This window comes from Aquimarina atlantica (assembly GCF_000626715.1).
Lineage (GTDB): Bacteria > Bacteroidota > Bacteroidia > Flavobacteriales > Flavobacteriaceae > Aquimarina > Aquimarina atlantica.
The window spans coordinates 99398-122199 of sequence record NZ_AQRA01000012.1 but is presented as its reverse complement, the minus strand read 5'-3'; the positions used below and the strand labels follow the sequence as shown (position 1 = coordinate 122199).

Sequence of the window (22802 nt, the reverse complement as noted above, 5' to 3'; positions counted from 1 at the left end):
GGCATACTACATCTTTATTATAAGTAACCAATCGTACTGAATTATTGGTGTACCATGCTCCATAATCGCTGTTGTCTCCAACTTCTATTCTAAAGAAACCCCAGGTACTTGAAGAATTTACAGTAATATCATTTACATCTACATACACCACTCCATCATTAGTAGCACAAGGAGTACAAGAACCTCCACAATCTATTCCGGTCTCATCACCGTTCTGAATACCATCTGTACAGGTAGGATCAGATCCTCCTCCGGTTCCTATAGTAATCGTATAATCTTCTACTTCTCCATAGTCAAAAGATTCACATGCTGTTGGGATACCATTGTATTTCATAGATACTCTCATTCTGGTATTTCCGTTTTTGGCACTAGATGGGATCGTGAAACTACCACTTACTGGTGTATCCTTTGAAGCTGCTTTACTCCATACCTGCTCATCTGCATCAGCAAAATCTCCATCCTGGTTATAATCTATCCATACGCTATATCCTTCAGAATATACTGTTCTTGACCAGGTTGGGGTAATGGTAATAGTATGAGAAGCTCCTTTAGATAATGTAGTAGATACCGAAGTATAATCTCCATAACCTCCTGTAGAACCTGTAGAAGTATTATCAATTGTTCCTAGTTGTACTCTACTGATATATTCGTCTGATACGCTTCTTCCATTAGAATCACATGCTGTAGGCGTACTACAAGGTTCACATGATCCACCACAATCTACACCGGTTTCATCTCCATTCTGGATGCCATCATTACAAGTTGATGTTGCTTGAGAAATTATGACTCCATAATCGGCAGTGTTTCCACTATCATAAGAACCACACGCGGTATCTCCTTCCGTTCCTTGTACGAAATGACCAATTATTCTTAGTCCTATCTTTTTACCTACCGCAGCATTATCAGGTACTGCAATATTGGTTGTAAAAGAGTATTCATCATTTGTATAATCAGCATGATTTACAACTTGGGTGGCTACTAATTCATTATCAGAAAACACACTATCAAAGTTCCAGTCCGCCCATACACGCACTCTATTCACATCACTAGTCCCACCATTGCCACGTTCTGTTTTAATGGTAATAGGATAGGTTTTTCCGGTTTCTAGAGTTGTAAATACGGTATCATAATAATCACCTGCTCTATTTTTAAGAGGCGCATGATCTATTGTACTTAAAGTAACATGATTTACATTAAAATATGTTCCAAATTTTGGTTCACTATCACAGTAGTTTAATGAAGAAGTAATGTAATCTGTTTTTGTAAGTGTTTTATTTATTCCATTAGCTGTTGTTACTTTTAGCGTTACATCATAGGTTCCTCCTTCGGGAAATATGATATTAGAAGGGCTTTTATCGGTAGAGGTGGCAGGTTGCCCTCCTTCAAATGTCCATAGCCATGAGGTAATAGAATCTCCATTATCGGTTATAGTAAGGTCAGAAAATGCTACACCTTGCGAGAAATTAACAGTGGTAGGAGTTCCCGAAAATTCCATAGAAAAAGTAGCATTCTGATCAATAATATTTAATCCGTAATCTTCAGACTCACCACTGTCAATTCGACTACATGCTGTATCACCATCGTTATTTTGTACATAGTGTGCCAGGATTCTAAAAGCCGTATTTCCTAAAACAGCACCTGCAGGAATAGTAATATTGGTAGTGTATTTGTAATCTCCATTAGCATCAACACTGCTATTGGCATATGCATGAGATATTATTAATTCATCATCTTCATAGATAAAATTATTATTCCAGTCGAACCACCCTTGTATTCTTAAATTATCACCATCTCCGCCATTACCTTTGTTAGTTGTAATTGTTAGAGGGTAAGTTTTTCCTTGTTTAGCAGGATATACAAGACTTTTGGTATAATCAGAGATTCCGTCATATCCGGATGGATTTGTTCTACCATCAAACTCAACATTAGTAATGTGAGTATACACGGCGTATGATATATTTACATTACAATATTCTGTATATACATCATTAAAGTTTACTTTTAAGTTATCTAAACTCTTTTTATATAATTGAGTAGCCCCACCAGTTACTATAGCGTCTAAAAAAGTAAAAGAAAGATTAGCTACAGAGTTGGCTAGATTATGACTAGAAGCAGTATTATCCAGGTGTATAGTTGCAGAAGTGTTACTGTTTATTACAATTCTGGGGGTTAGACCTGCAGGTAGATTAGATACTGTATAATCAGTATTAAGTACCATATTTCCAGAACTTTTTGTAAACGTACAGTCCTCACAAGTGATATCGATAGTACTTTCTACAATCCCATCATTAAGGTAACGTTCTTCAAATATTGCTCCAGATGTAGCAATACGAGCACCTAAATCAGAAGCCAAACCAGTAGCGGTTAAATTAGTATTTGTCCATAATGTATTCCTGGTTGATGAGTTATCCAAAGCATTGACCATTCGTGTAACTTGTCCTTGTGTAAACATTTTATAACAATCGGTATAGTCCATAAAATTCTCACTATTGATTTCCTGGTCTAAACAATTTTTTAATACGGTACAATTGGTTCTTGAAGAACTTTTTTTATGAGAAGGAGTATCGGCAACACCATCTCCATCATTAGGATCATTATTACATACTCCTTTATCAAAAGTATGTGGTAAATCAAAATAATGCCCAAATTCGTGAGTTAATACGGATCTGAAATTCTCGTTAGTGTTATTTCCTAAATAGCTTCCATTGTATACTATCCTGGCGATATTAGCATCAGACATCGTAGTATTAGGGTACCATGCTACCCCCGAATTGTAGAAATCTCCGTCATCATATAAATCTCTGGTAATGTATATATTACAGTATTTGTAATTATCCCAGGCTACTTTGGCTACTACAGAAGAATTGTAATTCCCCATTCCCGAAGCTTTATCATAGAATATAACTCCCGTGGTAGGATTACCATTAGGATCGAGTTGTGCGAGTTTAAATGTCACATCCAACGGTTGTTTGATAGCATCAAAAGGTGCATCAATAGTACTATAATCTGCATTAAGCCCCTGGAAATCCTCATTGGTCTTTTGTAAAGCATCCTCAATAATTGCTTTAGTAACGGTACTACCGCTGTTAAACTCGGTACCAAATACATGAAATACGACAGGTATTACATATGATTTTGGGTTTTGACTATTTTTCATTCGTGAAGCACTTTGCCTTAATGCTTTAATTTCTGTTTTTGCATATGGATCGGCCTCATATAGTTTTTGCATTTGTTCCTCCATTTTACACATGTTGGGCTCAGTATGTTGAGCATTGATGTGCAAACAGGAAAGTAATAAAGACCATAAGACCAGATGCCTTATACTTAGATAGTTTCTTTTAAAATGAGTTTGTGTTTTCATGATTAGTTAAAATTTGTGCTTGTTAATAAATTATTAATTTTTGGTTAAATGTATAGTTATGAAATTGATTACCAAACTAGTACCTACCAGTATTTTAAAAGGTAAAAACACATATTTTTTGTGGTTTACTGGTAAAATTGTAGATATTGAAATTTTTGATTCCTATAAAAAATAAATGGGTTGTTAGGCAGACTGTACTATGCTTATGAATGATTAATCATATCATAACTGGTAGCAAATAGATAATACCTTTTCGAATTGATAGAGACTGTTTGAGTAATTTTTGAGTATAAAATGAACAGATATATTTATAAGACAATAGCTAATAATTGCTTATTTCAACTTAACAAAAAAATATTCTACTCTTTTATTTTCTATATGCCTGCAGATTTTTGCAACTACTTATCGAAGGGTTTTATTTTTTTTCAATAAAAATTCATAATAAAAATCAAAATTAGTACTGGTAAACAGTAAGATAAGTATCGACATATCTATTTAGGAACACTTATAGACTGATAAAAATCATATTTACGAAACATAGTCTGAAATATTTTTGCATTGCAAATCAATAAGAAATCCCCAAAACATATGAAGGTAAATTAATTACTTATGATTTGTTTGAGAATTATTAACTAAACAACAGAACCTTAAAGCCAATACAAATGAATAACAAAAGAAAAGCCCCCAAATCAATACTAATTTTATTTGTGATAGGATTAGTATATGCTAGTTCATTAAATCTTTATGCACAATTAAACGATAAATACGGATCATTATCATTTAACAATGCTATAAATGTTTCTGGTAAACAACGTATGCTTACTCAAAAAATGTCTAAAGCGTATTTATTTTTGCTTAATAATGGTAATGATGCAAAGGTGAAAAGAGACTTACTGTCGAGTAAGATTATTTTTGAAGAACAAAACCGTGTTCTTCTACAAAATACCCAGTTTAAAGGAACTATTGAAAAACTAACCCGAGTTAATGAATTATGGAAAGAATTTAAAGCACTCATTGAAACACAACCAAGTTATGAAAATGCAAAGAAAGTAATAGAAACAAATACAGATCTTCTTAAAGCTGCAGATGCAGTGGTGTCTTCTATTATTTTAGAGTCTAAAAACTCTCTTCAAAGTATTAAAGATGATATAAATGATTCTCATTTAATCGAAGATAGATTAGAGTTAGAAGGTATCATAAATATATCAGGAAGACAACGAATGCTTTCTCAACGATTGGCATTTTATTATTATGCAAACCAAATGGAGTTGAAAAATAAAAACTCTTATCAGATGCTTAATAATGCTTTTCATGAATTAGATGGAGCAATTAATAAGTTTTTGATTTGCAAGTTTAATACCCCAGAAATTGATGAAAAAATAGGATTAACTTTTTCTCAATGGAACGTAGTCAAAAAAAATAGAGGCAAATTGAATAATCAAGAATTTACGGATGAAGAAATCTATAAAATGAGTAACGAACTTACTCGATTATTTAATGACATAACATATTTATACGAGAAAATAAAAATATGATAGAGCATCTATAGTCATAAATACAAAAGCCGGAAGTTTATTCTTCCGGCTTTTTGTGTTATATAATAAAGAGTTTATTCATTTACAAGTACCCATTCTCCTTTTTCGATTAATGGGATTGCTTGTTTGTATTTTACGGTTTTATTCTCTCCACTCATCACATGTTTGATAGTTACTCTATCATTACGGCCGATTTTTGGTTGTTCTCGTACGATAGTTTCAGTAACTTGAGGTTTTCCTTGTGTTTGTCCCGCAGCTCTATTTTGTGCTGCACGTTCATCCATATTTGGGATTTCTTCTTTAGAAGTTTCTAACTTCTCTTTTCTTCGAACCTGGCGAGCTTCAGAAATATCCTGAGTATTACCAGTAGGCAATTCTCCTTTAAATAAAAATGAAATCACATCTTTATTTACCTCTTCGATCATAGCTTTAAATAACTCAAAAGCTTCAAATTTATAGATTAATAAAGGATCTTTTTGCTCATGAACAGCTAGCTGTACACTTTGCTTTAATTCATCCATTTTACGAAGATGCGTTTTCCAGGCATCATCAATAATGGCTAGCGTAATATTTTTCTCGAAATCGGTAATAAGTTGTTTTCCTTCAGACTCATATGCTTTTTGCAAATCGGTAGCAACATTTATGCTTTTTACACCATCTGTAAATGGTACTAAGATTCTTTCATACTTACTTGCAGGGTCTTCATACACTTGTTTAATAACAGGGTACGCAGCATCTGCATTACGTTTCATTTTATCCTGGTAATGCTCATAGGCAACTTTATAAATTTCTCCCGAAATTTTTAAAGCATCCATTTTTTCGAATTCTTCTGCAGAAATCGGACTACTCATAGAGAAATATCGGATCAATTCGAATTCGAAGTTTTTAAAGTCCTGAGCGGCTTTATTTCCTTCTGTGATCACTTCTACAGTGTCATAGATCATATTGGCAATATCAACACGCAAACGCTCTCCAAACAAAGCATGATAACGACGTTTATATACAACTTCACGTTGTGCATTCATTACATCATCATATTCTAATAATCGTTTACGAACGCCAAAGTTATTTTCTTCTACTTTTTTCTGAGCTCTTTCGATAGATTTAGAGATCATAGAATGCTGGATTACTTCACCTTCTTTTAATCCCATTCTATCCATCATTTTGGCAATACGTTCAGAGCCAAATAAACGCATTAGGTTATCTTCTAGAGATACATAGAACTGAGAACTACCTGGATCTCCTTGTCGACCAGCACGACCACGCAACTGCCTATCTACACGTCGGGAGTCATGACGTTCTGTACCCACAATTGCAAGTCCGCCTGCAGCTTTTACTTCATCAGATAATTTAATATCTGTACCACGACCGGCCATATTGGTAGCAATAGTTACTACTCCAGCATTACCAGCTTCGGCAACAATATCAGCTTCCTTTTTATGAAGCTTCGCGTTCAATACATTATGCGGTACTTTACGAATCGTAAGCATTCGCCCTAATAATTCTGAAATTTCTACAGAAGTAGTACCAATTAGTACAGGTCTTCCTGCACGAGATAGTTCGGTAACTTCTTCGATAACGGCATTGTATTTTTCGCGTTTGGTTTTATACACCAAATCTTCTCTGTCATGTCTTGCAATTGGTCGGTTGGTAGGTATTTCTACTACATCCAGTTTGTAGATTTCCCAAAGCTCTCCTGCTTCTGTTACTGCAGTACCGGTCATACCAGACAATTTGCCGTACATACGGAAATAGTTCTGAAGTGTCACTGTAGCAAAAGTCTGAGTTGCATCTTCGATCTTTACATTTTCTTTGGCTTCAATAGCTTGGTGCAATCCATCACTATATCGACGTCCATCCATAATACGACCTGTCTGCTCATCTACAATCTTTACTTTATTATCCATCACCACATATTCTACATCTTTTTCGAATAAAGAATATGCTTTTAATAGTTGGCGTAGGGTATGGATACGCTCGCTTTTTACACTATAATCTCTAAAAAGATCTTCTTTCTTTTCTGCTTCTTCTTCTTTTGATAATCCAAGTCCTTCAATTTTAGCGATTTCCATACCAATTTGTGGAAGTACAAAGAAATCTGGATCATCTTTTCCCGAAAGATAATCTACACCTTTATCAGTAAGATCTATCTGATTATTTTTCTCTTCTATTACGTAATACAGATCGGCATCAATTTTATGCATTTCTCTGTTATTATCTTGCATATAGAAGTTTTCTGTCTTTTGAAGCAGCATTTTTACTCCTTCTTCACTTAAAAACTTAATTAAAGCTTTATTTTTTGGGATTCCTCGGTATACTTGTAGTAATTTAAATCCTCCTTCTTTGGCATCACCTTCTTTAATTAATTTTTTAGCTTCAGCTAAAACGGTAGTAAGATATTTTTGTTGTACCGAAACGATATCAGCAATTTTAGGCTTTAACTCATTAAATTCATGGATATCTCCTTTTGGGATAGGCCCAGAAATAATTAATGGTGTACGAGCATCATCGATTAATACAGAATCTACTTCATCTATAATTGCGTAATTATGAGGGCGTTGTACCAGATCTTCTGGAGCATGAGACATATTATCACGCAGATAATCAAATCCAAATTCATTATTGGTTCCGTATGTGATATCTGCATTATAGGCAGCTCTACGTTCTGCAGAGTTAGGTCTGTGATTATCAATGCAGTCTACAGTAAGTCCGTGAAACTGAAAAATCGGAGCCATCCACTCACTATCACGACGAGCAAGGTAATCATTTACGGTTACCAGATGAACACCATTACCAGATAATGCATTAAGATATACCGGGAGTGTTGCTACCAGGGTTTTACCTTCTCCTGTTTGCATTTCGGCTACTTTTCCTTCGTGTAGTGTAATACCTCCAACAAGTTGTACATCATAATGGATCATATCCCACTTTACTTCTTTACCAGCTGCATCCCAACTTGTTGCCCAAATGGCTTGATCGCCGTCAAGAGTAATATGATCTCTGGTGCCAGAGAGTTCTCGATCGTAAGCAGAAGCCGTAACTTTTATTGATTCATTGTTAGCAAAACGCTTTGCAGTTTCTTTTACTACGGCAAAAGCTTCAGGAAGAATATCGTTTAAAGCTTTTTCTGTAGCTTCATATGCTTCTTCTTTCAATTTGTCTATTTCGCCATAGATATCTTCTTTTCTATCAATATCTTCAGTGTTGTTGGCTTCTTCGGTAAGTGTTTCTATTTCTGCATTGATCTTTGTACGTGCTTCGTTTATTCTATTCTTAAAATCAACAGTTTTAGCACGTAATTCATCATGAGAAAGACCTTCAAGTGCCTTTTCTGCTTGTTTTATCAATTCGACCTTTGGTTGAATTTCTTTGATATCTTTTTTGGATTTATCTCCAACAAATACTTTTAATACAGAATCTAAAATTCCCATAATTTTATGGTTGTGTGTTTAATGAGATTTTAATTTCAAAACGAAATTAATTGGTTCCTTATATACTTAAGGTAACATTCAAAACTGACTTCAATACCCGAAGTCATCGCTATCTCATGACCTAAGTGGTCATATTATACAATTCTTTTAAGCTGTAAATAGCCATAAAGCGGCATAATTTACGCAAAAAAAAAGCCTCTTGCGAGACTTTTAATACTATTTCATTTATTTAATATTCATCCTCATTCCAAAGATAATCTTCATCTGTAGGATAATCAGGCCATATTTCTTCTATAGAGTCATACGAATCTCCTTCATCTTCAATTGCTTGTAGGTTTTCTACAACCTCCAGAGGTGCTCCAGTACGAATTGCATAATCTATTAACTCGTCTTTTGTAGCAGGCCAAGGTGCATCACTTAAATAAGATGCTAATTCTAAAGTCCAATACATATGTTTACTGGTTTAATTTTTTGCAAAAATAATTTTTTAGTTTAAAAAGTCAAGTAAAAAATTAATTATTTAAACAATAATTATAAGAACGTGATTTTTTAGGGAGTTTCCCTTACTAATTTTAACAGTTTTTAAAATTTTAAGAATTCTTTTTAGGAATCCACTCAATTTCTTCTGCTTTAAGATCGTGGGACAACTTTCGTGCCAGTACAAAAAGATAGTCAGATAGTCGGTTTAAGTAATGCAATGTTGTTTCTTCAAAAGGGTTTATTTCATAGAGTGCCGTTGCTAAACGCTCTGCTCTTCGGCATACACAACGAGCAATGTGACAGAATGACACAGTTTGATGCCCTCCTGGTAATACAAAATGTGTCATTGGCGGTAAGGATTCATTCATTCTGTCGATTTCTTTTTCTAATAACTCAATATCTTCTGTAGAAATTGTAGGTATATTTAGTCGTTTTTGCCCGCTTTTTAATATAGCTTTTTCAGGATCAGTCGCTAAAACTGCTCCAACGGTAAAAAGTTTATCCTGTATATTAATTAATATCTTCTTACTTAGTTCATCAATTTTTTGATCTCTGATAAGTCCAATATGAGAATTAAGCTCGTCAACAGTACCATAACTGTCGATACGAATATGATGCTTAGGTACCCTGGTTCCTCCAAAAAGAGCTGTGGTTCCTTTATCACCGGTTTTAGTATATATTTTCATCGAATTATATGTTTGTTTTAATAGATGATAGCTATTTAACTAATAAAAGTACATCCTTAGTATAGTTTTGATTACACCATTTATGTTTATCGTATATTTTATCCGGAATTTTATAATCGTGTGTTTTTTGATCTAAAAAACCAAACTTATTATAAAAATGCTGAAGATGTTCAAAAGGAAGACACCATATCTTTTTATATTGTTCATGATTTTGTAATAAATGCAGGATGATCTGCTCTGCAATTCCCATACCTCGAAATTGATCTAATACATACATTCCTCCTAATTCTAAGTTATTTTGATCAATATTTACAACTCTTCCCAATCCACATTTTACACCTTCAACTTCTGCTAAAGCAATATATTCGGTAGTATAATCTGATAGTACAAAATCGATATTTCGATAGGTAGTATTAACCCATTCTATATCTTCTAATGTTGCCTTTCTAACATATATTTTTTTCATTTTAGAGCGATAGCGTTATTTTCTCTTTTTCTTTTTTTGATAGTTCTGCCTAAAATTACGTTTATCTCGATCATACAGTTTATTTTTATTTCGTTTGGTGTTCCAGGATACCGCTACGAATAAGATAGCAATGACTATGATTGTTAAAATCAACTGTGTTTCTTCAGAAAGAGTATCTAACATTACTTTTACTTTTGGAGTAAAAGTAACAAAAAGGCCTTAATTGTATAGTTAAGATTATCATAGTTTATACCTCAAAATTATATTTATATCAAGTTTTCTTGCTCACTATAAACTTTCATTTTTCTCTCTGTTATTGTCTTTTATAATTAGCTGGTACGGTTATAGGGATAAAAAATGTCATTATGATATAAAAACATAATTTTTTATTTAAAGAGTGTAACTCTGGGCGGAGTTGATCATTAAAAATGCTAAATTTGTTGCGCTATGGAATTTTCTTCAAAATTATTAGAGAATGCAGTTTATGAAATGTCTCAATTACCAGGGATAGGAAAACGTACTGCACTTCGATTAGTATTACATTTACTTAGACAGCCAGAAACCCAGACTCAACAATTAACCAAAGCTTTGGGAGCATTGCGAGAAGATATCAAATTTTGCACTACATGTCATAGTATTAGTGATACCGATATTTGTGATATCTGTAGCAACCCGGGTAGAAATCGTGAAATTATTTGTGTAGTAGAAGATATACGGGATGTGATGGCTATAGAAAGTACGGGTCAATTTAGAGGATTGTATCACGTTTTAGGAGGTAAGATAAGTCCATTAGATGGTATTGGTCCGCAAGAATTAAATATTAGTTCTTTGATCGAGAAAGTTAAATCTGGAGAAGTACAAGAATTAATATTTGCATTAAGTGCAACTATGGAAGGAGATACTACTAATTTCTATATGTATAAACAATTAGAGGGAATAGATATAAAAACCTCTACGATTGCCAGGGGAATTGGTGTTAATGATGAATTAGAATATGCAGATGAGGTTACTTTGGGAAGAAGTATACTTAATCGAATTCCTTTTGAGAATGCATTAAAGAGCCCTTGATTTGCATATATTTAGAAGTATCTGTAAACTTGAAGGGATAAGTATTAAGTAAATTTTAATACGAAAAAAATAATTTTTAAGCCGAATTTTAATTAAATTCGCAAAAAATATAACTTATAAACACTTTTGATTAAGAATATGGCAAAATTTGAGCTGAAACTTCCAAAAATGGGTGAGAGTGTTGCAGAAGCAACAATAACAACTTGGTTAAAAGAGGTTGGGGATACTATTGAATTAGATGATGCAGTTGTTGAAATAGCAACAGATAAAGTAGATAGTGAAGTACCTAGTGAGGTAGAAGGTGTATTGGTAGAAAAACTTTTTGATGTTGATGATGTAGTACAGGTAGGCCAGGTTATAGCTGTAATAGAAACAGAAGGTGAAGGAGCTATAGAATCAACTCCGCAAGAAACTACTGCAAAAGTAGAGGAAACTCCAAAAGAAGCAGAAGTACTAGAAACACAAATTGCAGAAACAGTAGTAGCAGGAAATGCAACCGATTTTTCTGAAAGTAGTAAGTTTTATTCTCCGTTAGTAAAGAATATTGCTGCGACAGAAAATGTTTCATTAAATGAATTAGAAGCTATTTCGGGAACAGGTAAGGATGGTCGTGTTACCAAAAATGATATTTTGCAATTTGTAGATGATCGCAAAAACGGGAAAATAAAAACGCAGCCTGTAAAAGAAGAAATAAAAGCGAAACCAGAAACAACTCCTGTTAAAAAGCAAGAAGTTACTAAAGCAGCACCAGTAGTAGCATCAGGAGAAGATGAGATTATAGAAATGACCAGAATGGGTAAACTTATTGCGCATCACATGGTCGAGTCTGTACAGACTTCAGCTCATGTACAGTCATTTATAGAAGCCGATGTAACCAATATCTGGAACTGGAGAAAGAAGGTAAAAGGAGATTTCATGAAGAGAGAAGGAGAGAATCTTACATTTACTCCTATTTTTATGGAAGCAGTTGCTAAAGCACTAAAAGATTTCCCGATGATGAACATCTCTGTTTCTGGAGATACAATTATCAAAAAGAAAAATATAAACCTGGGTATGGCAGCAGCTTTACCAGACGGTAATTTAATTGTACCTGTGATTAAGAATGCAGATCAATTAAATTTGGTAGGGATGACCAAAGCGGTTAATGATCTTGCAAACAGAGCGCGTAATAATGCTTTAAAACCAGATGATATACAAGGTGGTACGTATACTGTAACCAATGTAGGCACGTTTGGAAGCATTATGGGTACACCAATTATCAATCAACCTCAGGTAGGTATTTTGGCTTTGGGAGCGATTAGAAAGGTGCCTGCTGTTATAGAAACACCAGAGGGAGATTTTATCGGTATTCGATATAAAATGTTCTTATCACATTCTTATGATCACAGAGTTGTTAACGGAGCGCTAGGAGGGCAATTTGTACAACGTGTAAAAGATTACCTGGAAGCCTGGGATGTGAATAGAGAGTTCTAAGAAATATTCTTCTAAAATTAATATAAACCACGACAACTATTGTCGTGGTTTTTTATTACCATACTACAATTATATACATTTGCACGCTATAAAATACCCTAATCGAGGTAACATTTTTATTACTTAAGATATATACTTATTAGATAAGATTAAAATAATAAAATAGAAAATGGGAAAAAGAAATTTATTACTAGGATTAGTGCTTGTATTATGTATAGTTTTTGTTAATGGGCAAGAAGTTAATTCAAAATTTGGATTGAAAGGAGGAGTAAATTATGCAAAATATACTCCCGATGTTGTTATTGCTGGAATAAATGTTGCTGAATATAGAAGGAAGTTTGGTTTTTATTTTGGAGGGTTTATAAACATGAATATTAGTAAAAAGATAAAAATACAGCCTGAGGTACTTTTTGCAATACAAGGATCTAAATTTGTGGCAGAAGGTTTTGAGATAAGAGGAGGAACTAATGAAATACCTGTAGCATCTGATTTTAAAGTTAATGTAAATGAATCTACACTCGTAATACCTATCATGGTACAATATTTATTTACAGATGATTTTTATATGGAATTAGGGCCTCAGTTTGGATATATAATTGACCGAAAACAAAAAATTAAAGAAGACCCTTTTGAACAACTTGGAGGTATTAATATTTTACCTTTTTCATCTGAATATGATAAATTTGATTTAGGTTTAACAGTAGGGACAGGTTATAAGTTATCTGATCATTTTGGAATTAATGGAAGGTTTTTCTTTGGCTTAATAGAAAGGGACAGTTCTATAAAATCATCAGTGTTTAACTTAGGGGTTGAGTATACACTATAAGTGTTTTTGAAACATATAATTATGATCGTAATTAATATGAGTTTTGTGATTAATAGATTGATTGTTGATTTGTGTGTTATGACCAAAGGGAAGAAATCGTAGTTGATTTTTATCCCTTCTTAAACTTGTTTTTTTGCGTGTTATATAGTTTATAATAATACCAGGCAGCGAGACCACCAATAAAAGAAAATAAAGCTAACATCCAAAATACATGTTGGTGTCCTTTTGGGCCAGGTGAATTTTCTAGGAGATATCCCATTGCAGGTCCTGCAAATATATCAGGAGTATAGCCAATAAGAGAAATAATCCCAACGGCAGTTCCTGTAAAAACCAATGGGATTTTTCCTTTTTGCATTACTGCAAAGTATAAAGAACGAGCTGCATATACTCCTGTAGCTACCACTAAAATTGATATAAAAAATAAAGCTGTTTCAGAATCAGAGATTATACCCAGGGCAAACAATAACGCACCGAAGAATGAAACTATAAAACTAATAAGTAACCAAAAAGTGGTTTGCGAACGGTCGGTTAATACTCCAATGAAAACGCCAATAATGGGTCGAATAAATAACAAAAAAGTACCTACTTGAGCCGATTGTACTTGATCATATAGCATGACATCTTGAGCATATAGTGAAAATACGTCGGTAATTTTGTAACCTACATAAGCGCATAAAATAATAATCATGAGTAACCAAACAGAAGGTAGACGCAATACTTCCAGTACTTGGGATATTGTAATTTTCTCTACTGTAATTTGTTTTTCTAATTCATGATCCATTTTCATAAATAACCAAACCAATACTCCTACAATACTAACAATGCCAGAGGATACTAAGATTACATATTTAAAAGCAGCTTTACTTTCAGTAGTCGTCGCCTCAGAGATTTCTGAAGTAATAAATAATGAAAAAATAAATACCCCCAAGACTCCGAATAAAGCACCAACTAATCCCCGACCACCGTCTAAAAAACCAAATGCTTTACCTTGAGAAGTGTTGCCGCCCCAAACACGAGTAGCTTTAATCATGGGAGCCCAGAATAAAAATATAGTGGTAAACCCCCAATAACCATACAGTACTTTTAATATTGTATAGTTAGGGAAACCGGAATAAATCAATCCTCCTAAAGCAGTCATCCATAGTGCTGTTGCTATTAATTTTCTTGGAGGAAACTTATCGGCTAATGCGCCGCCAAAAAGGTAGGATATTAGAGCTACAGTTCCATAAATAGAGAAACATATACCTAACTGAATATTATCTAAGTTAAATACCTCGAGTACCGTTGGTCTAAATACTCGCGAAAGAACAAATGGAAGTATAAAAACAGATTCTCCTGCTAAAATGACCAGCAAAAGAAAATACCATGGTGGTTTTGTTTGATTCATAAAGTATAGAAGTGGATTATATTTTTAAGTCTAAATATATAGATTTCTATGTGAAATACATTTTCAAAGTACATGACAAAAAATAATTGTTCCGATTCAAAATTATATTATCAGGCTACTATTAGACCTCACAGGTTTTAAAAACCTGTGAGGTCTGATACAGAAATCACTTCGGGATATAAAATCAAAACTTTTTATAAGGCTATGATTTAAATACTGTCCTTCTTTTTTAAACTTTTACTGTGTTTTACATCTATAGTTTCTAATTCTTCATTTACAACCAAATTATATGTATAATGGGATTCGACATCTGCTAACGGAATAAGGATCAACATTTGTATTTTACTTTTGGCAGGGATATTTTTAATAATAGGTCGTTGCGCACTTTTGCGATACCCAATAGGATTTATTTTTAAGAATACACTCTTATCGGTATTTGTGTCATTTTGAACATATAGAATTGTTCTTTTTTTCTGTTTTTCTTCTATCAAACGAACAGGTTTTTCCTGAGTATAAGAAGTATAACTTATTAAATAAAATAAAATAGAGAGTGGTATTAAAGTCTTTTGTGAAGATATAAGCATTTCTCTTTTTTCTTTTAAAGATACATTTTAAAATGAAAAATGTAAAAGTGATTACTCTTACCAGAGAAGTAGAATTTGTAAATTTTACCCTCTAAATAAGAAAAATCGATCCTTCATGTTTTCGATTTCAGAATTTTTATTAGTTACAATATAATCAATTGCTTCTGTTGTAAAGTTTTTTCCTTTTTTAGTTAAAGAAACAATATCATTATTAATTGTGATCATATTGTTTTTGAGTGCCAGATTTAAAACAGATTTTGATTGTACTTTTTGCCAGTTGATATGTTCATTTAAATGTTTTACATGCCGTTCTTCTTCTTCCTGATGGTTTCCTAAATGCAGAAGAAAGGTGAGTAAAGAAACCTCGATACGTTGTTGTTTTTGCCTGTATAACACAGAGAATAGCCCTTTGTTGGGAGCAAATAAGTATACGAATAAGAAAACTAATCCTAATACTGTAGTCATTGATCCAGAAATAGATGTATCTAACGCATGCGCTATCCAATAGCCTGTAATAGCGCTACTAACCCCAAAGATAACCGATAATACGAGCATTTTTTTTAGATCATTTGTTAGTAGGTAAGCGGTAGCTGCAGGTGTGATCATTAATGCAATAACCAAAATAGCCCCAACAGCATCAAAAGCGCCTACGGTAGTGATTGAAGAAACTGTCATTAATCCATAATGCATAACTACAGGGGATAACCCAAGAGCAGAAGCTAAACCTGCATCGAATGTGCTAACTTTTAATTCTTTAAAGAATGCAAATAATAGCCCTAATGTGATCAGTAGTATAATGCCTATGATCCATAAAGATTTAGGGCCTACATCTGTACCTCCTATAAGTAATCGGTCAAAAGGAGCAAAAGCAAGTTCTCCTAATAATACGGCATCAACATCTAGATGTACATCATTTGCATTTTGTGCAATAAGTATAATACCAATACTAAACAGGGCGGGAAAAACTAAACCTATGGCGGTATCTTCTTTTACTAGGCCTGTCTTTTGGATGAACTCTACCAATACTACAGTAAGGACACCGCTTGCAGCAGCAAGAATAATTAATAAAGGCGACGATAAGTCATGAGTAATAAAAAAACCGATCACAATACCAGGTAAGATAGAATGACTAATTGCATCAGTGATTAATGCCATTTTTCGCAATACTAAAAAAGTTCCCGGGATGGCACAAGCTATTGCTACCAGGCTAGCGATTAATTGTATTTCTATCTGTGCGCTACTCATTTTCTTCTTTTGTTAGTTGATTATATAAATTGGAAGCAGTTTTATACCCAGACTCGGTTAGAGACCACATGTTTCCTTCAATTTTCACATAATCTTTGTCTTCTAATTTTTGAAGTGATTTTCTGGTGAACCCCTGAAAGTTATTCAAAATTTTAATGGCATGTGGATGCGCAATATTTTCGTGTGTACTGGCAATATTATACATAAAAGATAATGTTTTATGTAATTGAAGATCGCTTCTGTTTTTTCTAAATCGAATTTCTCTAAACAATAGCCCTCTACCTGGAGAAAAAATAAAAGAAAATAGTACAAACACACCGGCAATTAATACAATTACAGGGCCTGTAGATAAGTTGTTATGACTGGCACTAATAGCGGTTCCGAAAACTCCGGAGAATGCTCCAAAAATTGCTGCCAAAATAACCATTACGGCTAAGTTATTTGTCCATTGTCTAGCTGCAGCAGCAGGAGCTAATAACATAGCACTCATTAATACTACGCCTACGGTTTGCAGCCCTAATACAATAGCAATTACAATAAACGTAGTGATAAGAATATCCAAGAATTTGGTATTAAATCCCAGTGTCTTAGTGTAATCGGGATCAAATAACAATAGTTTGAGTTCTTTCCAGAATAATAATAAAACTACTAAGCTGATTCCTGTAACAATAACCATAAGCCATACATCACTTTCTAAGAGTGTAGCCGCCTGTCCAAAAAGGTAACTTTCTAAACCAGCCTGATTAGCATTGGGCATTTTCTGGATATAAGTTAGTAATAACATTCCGAACCCAAAGAATAATGATAATATAAGACCTAAAGCTGTATCAGATTTCAGGTGTGTTTTACTAGTGATACCACGAATCCAAAACGTACCAATTAGACCGCTAATTAATGCTCCTAATAGAAATGCAGAACTGTTTTTTGTGCCAATAATTAGAAAAGCAATTGCTATACCAGGTAATGCAGCATGAGAAATAGCATCTCCTAATAAACTTTGTTTGCGTAATACAGCAAAACTACCCAGCATACCACAAATAGCACCAAGTACAGCTGTGCCCAGTGTTATTGTACGTAAAGTGTAATCTGTAAAGACAAGTTCTATGTATTCTTTTATATCCATAGTTCTTACTGTTGTATACTAACTTTGTAATTAATTCCGTAGGTTTTGGTTAAATTGTCATCATTAAAAATGTCTTTTACTGGTCCGGTAGCGATCTTTTTTACATTAAGAAAAGTAACCCAATCAAAATATTCTGGTACAGTTTGCAAATCATGATGTACTACAATTACTGTTTTGCCAGCTTTCCTAAGTTCTTTTAAGATATTAATAATTGCCTTTTCTGTAGTGGCATCGACTCCTTGAAAAGGTTCATCCATAAAATAGATAGATGCATTTTGAACTAAAGCCCTTGCCAAAAAAATACGTTGTTGTTGTCCTCCTGAAAGCTGACTTATTTGCCTGCTTTTAAAAGAAAGCATGCCTACTTTTTCTAATGCTTCAAGAGCTGCTTTTTTTTGTTTTTGCCCTGGTCTTTTGATCCACCCCAGGCTTCCATAAGTACCCATCATTACGACATCTAGTGCAGTAGTTGGGAAATCCCAGTCTACACTTCCTTTTTGAGGGACATAGGCTACCAGTGAGCGTTGTTTCTTGTATGGCTTCCCATAAATTTGAGTACTCCCTGCAATGGGTTTAATGATATCTAAAATCGATTTTATCAAAGTAGATTTTCCTGCTCCGTTAGGGCCAACAATTGCCATAAGTACACCTTCTGGTATGGCGAGGTCAATGTCCCATAGTACAGGTTTGTAATTGTAAGCAACAGTTAAATCATCTATTTGAACTGCGATTTTTTGTTCTTTCATATAAACAATTTTTATTCAATATAATCACTACTTGAGAGCATTAATAATAGTATTGACATTATATTCAAACATCCCAATATAAGTACCTTCTTTTGTTCCTGCATTACCTAATGCATCAGAGAACAATGTACCTCCTATGGTAACTTCATGATTTTTTGATTTTACTGCGGCTTGTAAAGCTTCGATAGTTCGTTTAGGAACAGAGCTTTCTACAAAAATAGCCTTTACTTTCTTCTCAATAATAAAGTTAGCTAATTTTTGAACATCCTGTACTCCAGCTTCTGTAGCAGTAGATAGTCCCTGTAGACCAACTACCTCAAAATCATATGCTTTCCCAAAATAACTAAAAGCATCGTGTGCTGTAACCAGAATTCGTTTTTCTTTTGGTAAAGAGGCAATAGTGTTTTTTAATTTGTTTTCTAATTCATCTAACTTAGCTAAGTATATTTTTCCATTGGTTTTAAAAGCTTCAGTATTTTTTGGATCTATCTCTGTAAGTTTATGGGTAACGAACGTCGTTATAATTTTCCAGTTTTCTACACTAAACCATATATGAGGATCGTAATTAGAAGCAAAATAATCAGAACCAATTAGCGTATTTTTATCTAAACTTTTTCCTATAGCTATGGTATTAATATCCTGATGTTTCATTTTTTCAAATACTTCTACCAGTTTTCCTTCCAAGTGTAAACCGTTATAAAAAATTACATCGGCATTCACCAATTTTGATACATCACCTTCGCTGGCTTTGTATAAGTGAGGATCGACACCACTTCCCATTAACCCCTCGACTTCAATTAGATCTCCACCAATGTTTTTAACCATATCGGTGATCATAGAGGTGGTGGTGACTACTTGTAGTTTTTGATTTTTGTCTTTTACTTCTTTTTTACAGGAGAAAAATGTGAAAATAAGAAGTAATAGCATTAATTTTTTATGAATCATTGTTAGAAAGTTTATTTAATATTTTGATAAGTTCTTTAGCGCTTAAAAAGGATTGCTGTTGAAATATGATTTCGTATTTGTGATTTAGGATTGCTAATGTTGGATAACCAATTTGGTTATTAACTGTGGCAAGTTCTCTAGCTAATTGATGCACTCCGGTTTTGTTTCCATTAGGTTGAAAACGAAAAGAATTGTTTAAGAAGTGTATGGTTTCACGACTTTCACCATTTAGTGAAGCGAAATAGAAATTTTCGTTTAGTTGTTGTATAACATCAGTATTCTTAAAAGTTGTATTTTCCATATTCTTGCAATACATGCACCAATCGGTATGAATAAATATAACCAAAGGTTTGGGAGTAATAGTCATTTTGTTTTCTATAGACTCAAAAGAATCAATTTGTAACTGTGCTGCTACGTTTTGATGTAGAAGGGATAATATGAAGAATGATATGATATAAAAAGCTTTCATTTTGTATTGAGTTTACAAGAAATAACGAACGCCTAAAAAACCTCGTATCCCTTGATTAGAAGCATATATGTATGTGGTATCAAAATCTGGTCCAAATGGGTCATCGGCTCCGGCTATTAAAAAAGGATTTCCTCGACTAGGTGTCCAGTCTAATAAATTTTTAATGCCTCCGTAAATTTCTATGTTGTTTTTGGTTTTATGCGAGAATTGTATGTTTTGAATACTCCACCACGGTGATTTGTCTTTTCTGGGATCATCTGGCCCCTGAGTGACTAATCGCATAGGGCCGTATACGTTTCCTGTATAATCTATTGTTAGGTTAAGGGATTGTATTTTATAAGTCACTCCCCAGGTTCCTGTGAAACTTTCTGTAAGTATCTGGCGTGTGGTTACTCCATTCTCTGTATTCGAAACATTAAGTCCACTCATTCCTATTGTAAATTTTAGTCCATTAGAAAAGTTGATATCGGTATTAAGGCTTACTCCTGTAGATACTGCATGACCATCTAAATTGCCATATCGTATTTCTTCAGCATTTGTTTCATAATCAGGAATTATAGCATTTGTGAAATAGGTATACCAGGCTGAAGCATCCAGCCCAATAAAGGTTCCGTTGTCAAAAAATATTTTTTTAATATAATTAAGGTTCACATTATAAGATTCTTCTGGATTGAGATCCTCTTCGATAATTACCTCGCGAGAACCTGTGAGAGCTGCATGATCTTCTGTAAAAAGATTAACGACTCTAAACCCTGTACCAGCATTGAATCTAAAAATATTTTTGTCATTAATACTCCATTTGTAAGCAAGTCTTGGGGTAAAAATGGTTCCGTGTCGGTTATGATAATCTAGTCTTGCTCCTAATAATAGTTTATGTTTAGGGGCCAGTGTGATTTCGTCTTGTAAAAATATACCGGGAGTATTTGTTTCTTCAGGATCGTTTTGACCATTCGAAGTTGTCGCTGGTGTGTTATCGTCATAATATTGATATCTGTAAGCAGCTCCAAATAGTAGATCGTGTGATTTTATTTTTTTATCCCAGGTTAACTGCGTAAAACCAATACGTTGTTTTGCCTGGTAGGATACAGTCCCATAATATGAATCCTGATCGTGATCTGTATAAGAAAAAGAGAGCGTTAAAGGTTCTTCTACCGGTAATTCGTAATTGCCCAGTATTTCATATCGTGCAGTATATATACTCTCTCCGTATATTTGATCACTTCCTCTAAAATCAGAATTCCATTCATTTTCTCCTCCCCATCTATCTTCATAATAAAACCTACCAGCAAGCGTAAAGTTTTTTCCGCTTTTACGATTAAAATTCCACTTATTAAATATAGATATACGATCCTGCAATGTAAGGTCTGTAAACCCATCATTGTTATTGTCTATAGCTTGATCATAATAAAAATAATTGGCACCAAATAGTGCAGTAGCATTACCTAATTTGGTTTTAAAACCAAAATCTATATTGGTTTCTCCCCAACTGGTAGCAAAAACATCTGTACTTACCTCGGGAGCATCATTAGGATTTTTTGTAATAACATTGATGAGACCTCCAACAGCTTCACTTCCGTATAAGGATGAAGCAGGGCCTTTTACCACTTCAATTCTATCAATTAATGAATTAGGTATTCCTGATAATCCGTAAACAGTAGATAATCCACTTACAATAGGCATTCCGTCTATCATCACAAGTGTATAAGGTCCTTCTAACCCATTAATGTGAATATCACCAGTGTTACAAATACTACAGTTAAGTTGTGGTCTTACACCATTTACATTTTGTAAGGATTCGAATAAATTTGGTGTTGGATTTTTTTTGAAAAATGTTGGAGAATAGATTTCTACGGGAACAGGGCTTTCTGATCGACTTACAGCTTTTAATGTTCCTGTGATCACTACTTCATCCAGAGATGATCCTTGTGACATAACAAGGTTTATTTTATTTTTTCCTGCTACTATAGATACCTTTTTCTTAATAGGTGTGTAACCTGTAAATGAAGCAACTACTTTATAATTTCCAACAGGTATGTTTTCAATACTAAATACACCATTTTCATCGCTAGAACTACCAAGAGATGTTCCTTCTATATATATGTTAGCAAAAGGAAGTATTCCGTTATCATCATATATCACACCTTTTAATGTATTGGTTTGATTGAGTTCTTGAGAATGTAACGGATTATAAATCATGTAGTTTACAAAAGCAAATAAGATTATTATACGTAATTGCATTAGGTTTAGTAATTTTGTTTTATTATTTCGACAAAACTAAAAAAGTTAGCTATGACTAACAAATTAAATTTGAATAATTTAACAAAAAGTGAAGAAGACTACTTAAAGGCTATATTTCAGTTACTTATAGAGGATGCTTCTGTAAAAGTGGGAAATAATCAATTGGCAGATTATCTTAAAGTTTCTCCAGCTTCTACAAACAACATGATTAAGAAGTTAAAAGCTAAAGGTTATGTAGTAAGCGAAAAGTATGGTAAATTAGATTTAACAGAAGGAGGTAAGTCGGTAGCAGTTCGATTGATTCGTAAACATAGATTATGGGAGACTTTTTTATGTAATTATCTAAACTTTACCTGGGATGAGGTTCATGATGTAGCAGAACAGTTAGAACATATTAAATCTCGTAAGTTGATTGATGAATTAGATCGGTTTATGGATTTTCCTAAAAAAGACCCTCATGGTGAAATGATTCCTAATGCTAATGGGGAGTATTCGATCGTACCTAAAATAACACTTTCTTCCTTATCAGAAGGAGATGTTTGCCAACTTGTTGCTGTAAATGATGGCTCTGTTCATTTTTTAAAATATGTATCAGAAATCGGATTGGCATTAAGTAGTGAAATAAAAATTCTCGAAGTTCGGGAGTTTGATAAATCAATTCGAATTAAATTTGATAATACAATAGAAACAGTTACAAGAAAATTTGCGGATAATGTATTCGTTAATAAGGTTGTATAGT

At 33.6% G+C, this 22802-nt stretch carries 19 protein-coding genes; 5 read left to right on the top strand and 14 right to left on the bottom strand.

What is annotated here, in order from left to right; all coding sequences use genetic code 11:
• On the bottom strand, window positions 1-3229 hold a 3229-nt coding region (locus tag ATO12_RS25175; protein WP_205625261.1), incomplete at its 3' end, for a M43 family zinc metalloprotease.
• Between the two features lie 794 nt (window positions 3230-4023).
• Here ATO12_RS25175 and ATO12_RS22340 point away from each other — a divergent pair.
• Window positions 4024-4896, top strand: coding sequence for a type IV pili methyl-accepting chemotaxis transducer N-terminal domain-containing protein (locus tag ATO12_RS22340; protein WP_034246884.1), 873 nt, complete (start codon window positions 4024-4026; stop codon window positions 4894-4896).
• A 74-nt stretch (window positions 4897-4970) separates the two neighbouring features.
• Here ATO12_RS22340 and secA read toward each other — a convergent pair whose 3' ends face one another.
• From secA to ATO12_RS26230, 5 genes are all read right to left on the bottom strand, one after another.
• Window positions 4971-8327: a preprotein translocase subunit SecA gene (gene secA / locus ATO12_RS22335; protein ID WP_034246882.1), complete on the bottom strand. Its 3357-nt coding sequence runs from the start codon at window positions 8325-8327 to the stop codon at window positions 4971-4973.
• Between the two features lie 229 nt (window positions 8328-8556).
• Window positions 8557-8778, bottom strand: coding sequence for a DUF2795 domain-containing protein (locus ATO12_RS22330; protein WP_008272287.1), 222 nt, complete (start codon window positions 8776-8778; stop codon window positions 8557-8559).
• Between the two features lie 139 nt (window positions 8779-8917).
• Entirely contained in the window at window positions 8918-9493 is a 576-nt protein-coding gene (locus ATO12_RS22325; protein ID WP_025667502.1) for a cob(I)yrinic acid a,c-diamide adenosyltransferase, read from the bottom strand.
• 31 nt (window positions 9494-9524) lie between these two features.
• Window positions 9525-9959 (bottom strand): GNAT family N-acetyltransferase, encoded by a 435-nt coding sequence (locus ATO12_RS22320; RefSeq protein ID WP_051576029.1) that lies wholly within the window; start codon window positions 9957-9959, stop codon window positions 9525-9527.
• A 15-nt stretch (window positions 9960-9974) separates the two neighbouring features.
• Window positions 9975-10142 (bottom strand): hypothetical protein, encoded by a 168-nt coding sequence (locus tag ATO12_RS26230; RefSeq protein ID WP_165583437.1) that lies wholly within the window; start codon window positions 10140-10142, stop codon window positions 9975-9977.
• Window positions 10143-10406: 264 nt separating this feature from the next.
• On the opposite strand from ATO12_RS26230, the gene recR reads away from it, so the two are divergent.
• The 3 genes from recR to ATO12_RS22305 all read left to right on the top strand — a co-directional run bounded on the left by recR (window position 10407) and on the right by ATO12_RS22305 (window position 13326).
• Window positions 10407-11027, top strand: a complete 621-nt coding sequence (recR, locus tag ATO12_RS22315) for a recombination mediator RecR (RefSeq protein WP_034246880.1) — start codon at window positions 10407-10409, stop codon at window positions 11025-11027.
• A 138-nt stretch (window positions 11028-11165) separates the two neighbouring features.
• Window positions 11166-12500, top strand: a complete 1335-nt coding sequence (locus ATO12_RS22310) for a dihydrolipoamide acetyltransferase family protein (protein WP_034246879.1) — start codon at window positions 11166-11168, stop codon at window positions 12498-12500.
• A 169-nt stretch (window positions 12501-12669) separates the two neighbouring features.
• Window positions 12670-13326: a porin family protein gene (locus ATO12_RS22305; RefSeq protein WP_034246877.1), complete on the top strand. Its 657-nt coding sequence runs from the start codon at window positions 12670-12672 to the stop codon at window positions 13324-13326.
• A gap of 109 nt (window positions 13327-13435) precedes the next feature.
• Here ATO12_RS22305 and ATO12_RS22300 read toward each other — a convergent pair whose 3' ends face one another.
• The 8 genes from ATO12_RS22300 to ATO12_RS22265 form a co-directional block, all read right to left on the bottom strand.
• Window positions 13436-14713: an MFS transporter gene (locus tag ATO12_RS22300; RefSeq protein WP_034246875.1), complete on the bottom strand. Its 1278-nt coding sequence runs from the start codon at window positions 14711-14713 to the stop codon at window positions 13436-13438.
• 209 nt (window positions 14714-14922) lie between these two features.
• Window positions 14923-15297 (bottom strand): hypothetical protein, encoded by a 375-nt coding sequence (locus tag ATO12_RS22295; protein ID WP_051576028.1) that lies wholly within the window; start codon window positions 15295-15297, stop codon window positions 14923-14925.
• An 84-nt stretch (window positions 15298-15381) separates the two neighbouring features.
• Complete coding sequence (locus ATO12_RS22290) at window positions 15382-16542, bottom strand: metal ABC transporter permease (RefSeq protein WP_034246874.1); 1161 nt, start codon at window positions 16540-16542, stop codon at window positions 15382-15384.
• On the bottom strand, window positions 16535-17665 hold the full coding sequence (locus ATO12_RS22285; RefSeq protein WP_034246872.1) for a metal ABC transporter permease: 1131 nt from the start codon (window positions 17663-17665) through the stop codon (window positions 16535-16537). Before ATO12_RS22285 ends, ATO12_RS22290 begins: the two co-directional genes overlap by 8 nt.
• A 5-nt stretch (window positions 17666-17670) precedes the next feature.
• Window positions 17671-18411 carry a metal ABC transporter ATP-binding protein gene (locus ATO12_RS22280; protein ID WP_025667510.1) on the bottom strand — a complete coding sequence of 247 codons (741 nt, stop codon included), beginning with the start codon at window positions 18409-18411 and terminating at the stop codon, window positions 17671-17673.
• A gap of 27 nt (window positions 18412-18438) precedes the next feature.
• Window positions 18439-19356, bottom strand: coding sequence for a metal ABC transporter solute-binding protein, Zn/Mn family (locus ATO12_RS22275; RefSeq protein ID WP_051576027.1), 918 nt, complete (start codon window positions 19354-19356; stop codon window positions 18439-18441).
• The gene (locus ATO12_RS22270; protein WP_034246870.1) at window positions 19346-19825 is read right to left on the bottom strand and encodes a thioredoxin family protein; all 480 of its coding nucleotides are present in this window, start codon (window positions 19823-19825) and stop codon (window positions 19346-19348) included. The genes ATO12_RS22275 and ATO12_RS22270 overlap by 11 nt, the downstream gene beginning before the upstream one ends.
• 12 nt (window positions 19826-19837) lie before the next feature.
• Entirely contained in the window at window positions 19838-22021 is a 2184-nt protein-coding gene (locus ATO12_RS22265) for a TonB-dependent receptor (protein WP_051576031.1), read from the bottom strand.
• Window positions 22022-22114: 93 nt separating this feature from the next.
• Between ATO12_RS22265 and ATO12_RS22260 the strand changes: the two genes are divergently transcribed.
• Window positions 22115-22801 carry a metal-dependent transcriptional regulator gene (locus tag ATO12_RS22260; protein ID WP_034246866.1) on the top strand — a complete coding sequence of 229 codons (687 nt, stop codon included), beginning with the start codon at window positions 22115-22117 and terminating at the stop codon, window positions 22799-22801.
• Window position 22802: the final 1 nt, after the last annotated feature.

Coding starts and splice junctions, on each gene's coding strand:
- ATO12_RS22295 (WP_051576028.1), bottom strand. CDS start 15,297: ATGCTTATATCTTCACAAAAGACTTTAATACCACTCTCTATTTTATTT.
- ATO12_RS22320 (WP_051576029.1), bottom strand. CDS start 9,959: ATGAAAAAAATATATGTTAGAAAGGCAACATTAGAAGATATAGAATGG.
- ATO12_RS22285 (WP_034246872.1), bottom strand. CDS start 17,665: ATGGATATAAAAGAATACATAGAACTTGTCTTTACAGATTACACTTTA.
- ATO12_RS26230 (WP_165583437.1), bottom strand. CDS start 10,142: ATGTTAGATACTCTTTCTGAAGAAACACAGTTGATTTTAACAATCATA.
- recR (WP_034246880.1), top strand. CDS start 10,407: ATGGAATTTTCTTCAAAATTATTAGAGAATGCAGTTTATGAAATGTCT.
- ATO12_RS22330 (WP_008272287.1), bottom strand. CDS start 8,778: ATGTATTGGACTTTAGAATTAGCATCTTATTTAAGTGATGCACCTTGG.
- ATO12_RS22340 (WP_034246884.1), top strand. CDS start 4,024: ATGAATAACAAAAGAAAAGCCCCCAAATCAATACTAATTTTATTTGTG.
- ATO12_RS22325 (WP_025667502.1), bottom strand. CDS start 9,493: ATGAAAATATATACTAAAACCGGTGATAAAGGAACCACAGCTCTTTTT.
- ATO12_RS22305 (WP_034246877.1), top strand. CDS start 12,670: ATGGGAAAAAGAAATTTATTACTAGGATTAGTGCTTGTATTATGTATA.
- ATO12_RS22260 (WP_034246866.1), top strand. CDS start 22,115: ATGACTAACAAATTAAATTTGAATAATTTAACAAAAAGTGAAGAAGAC.
- ATO12_RS22275 (WP_051576027.1), bottom strand. CDS start 19,356: ATGATTCATAAAAAATTAATGCTATTACTTCTTATTTTCACATTTTTC.
- ATO12_RS22310 (WP_034246879.1), top strand. CDS start 11,166: ATGGCAAAATTTGAGCTGAAACTTCCAAAAATGGGTGAGAGTGTTGCA.
- ATO12_RS22280 (WP_025667510.1), bottom strand. CDS start 18,411: ATGAAAGAACAAAAAATCGCAGTTCAAATAGATGATTTAACTGTTGCT.
- secA (WP_034246882.1), bottom strand. CDS start 8,327: ATGGGAATTTTAGATTCTGTATTAAAAGTATTTGTTGGAGATAAATCC.
- ATO12_RS22300 (WP_034246875.1), bottom strand. CDS start 14,713: ATGAATCAAACAAAACCACCATGGTATTTTCTTTTGCTGGTCATTTTA.
- ATO12_RS22270 (WP_034246870.1), bottom strand. CDS start 19,825: ATGAAAGCTTTTTATATCATATCATTCTTCATATTATCCCTTCTACAT.
- ATO12_RS22290 (WP_034246874.1), bottom strand. CDS start 16,542: ATGAGTAGCGCACAGATAGAAATACAATTAATCGCTAGCCTGGTAGCA.
- ATO12_RS22265 (WP_051576031.1), bottom strand. CDS start 22,021: ATGATTTATAATCCGTTACATTCTCAAGAACTCAATCAAACCAATACA.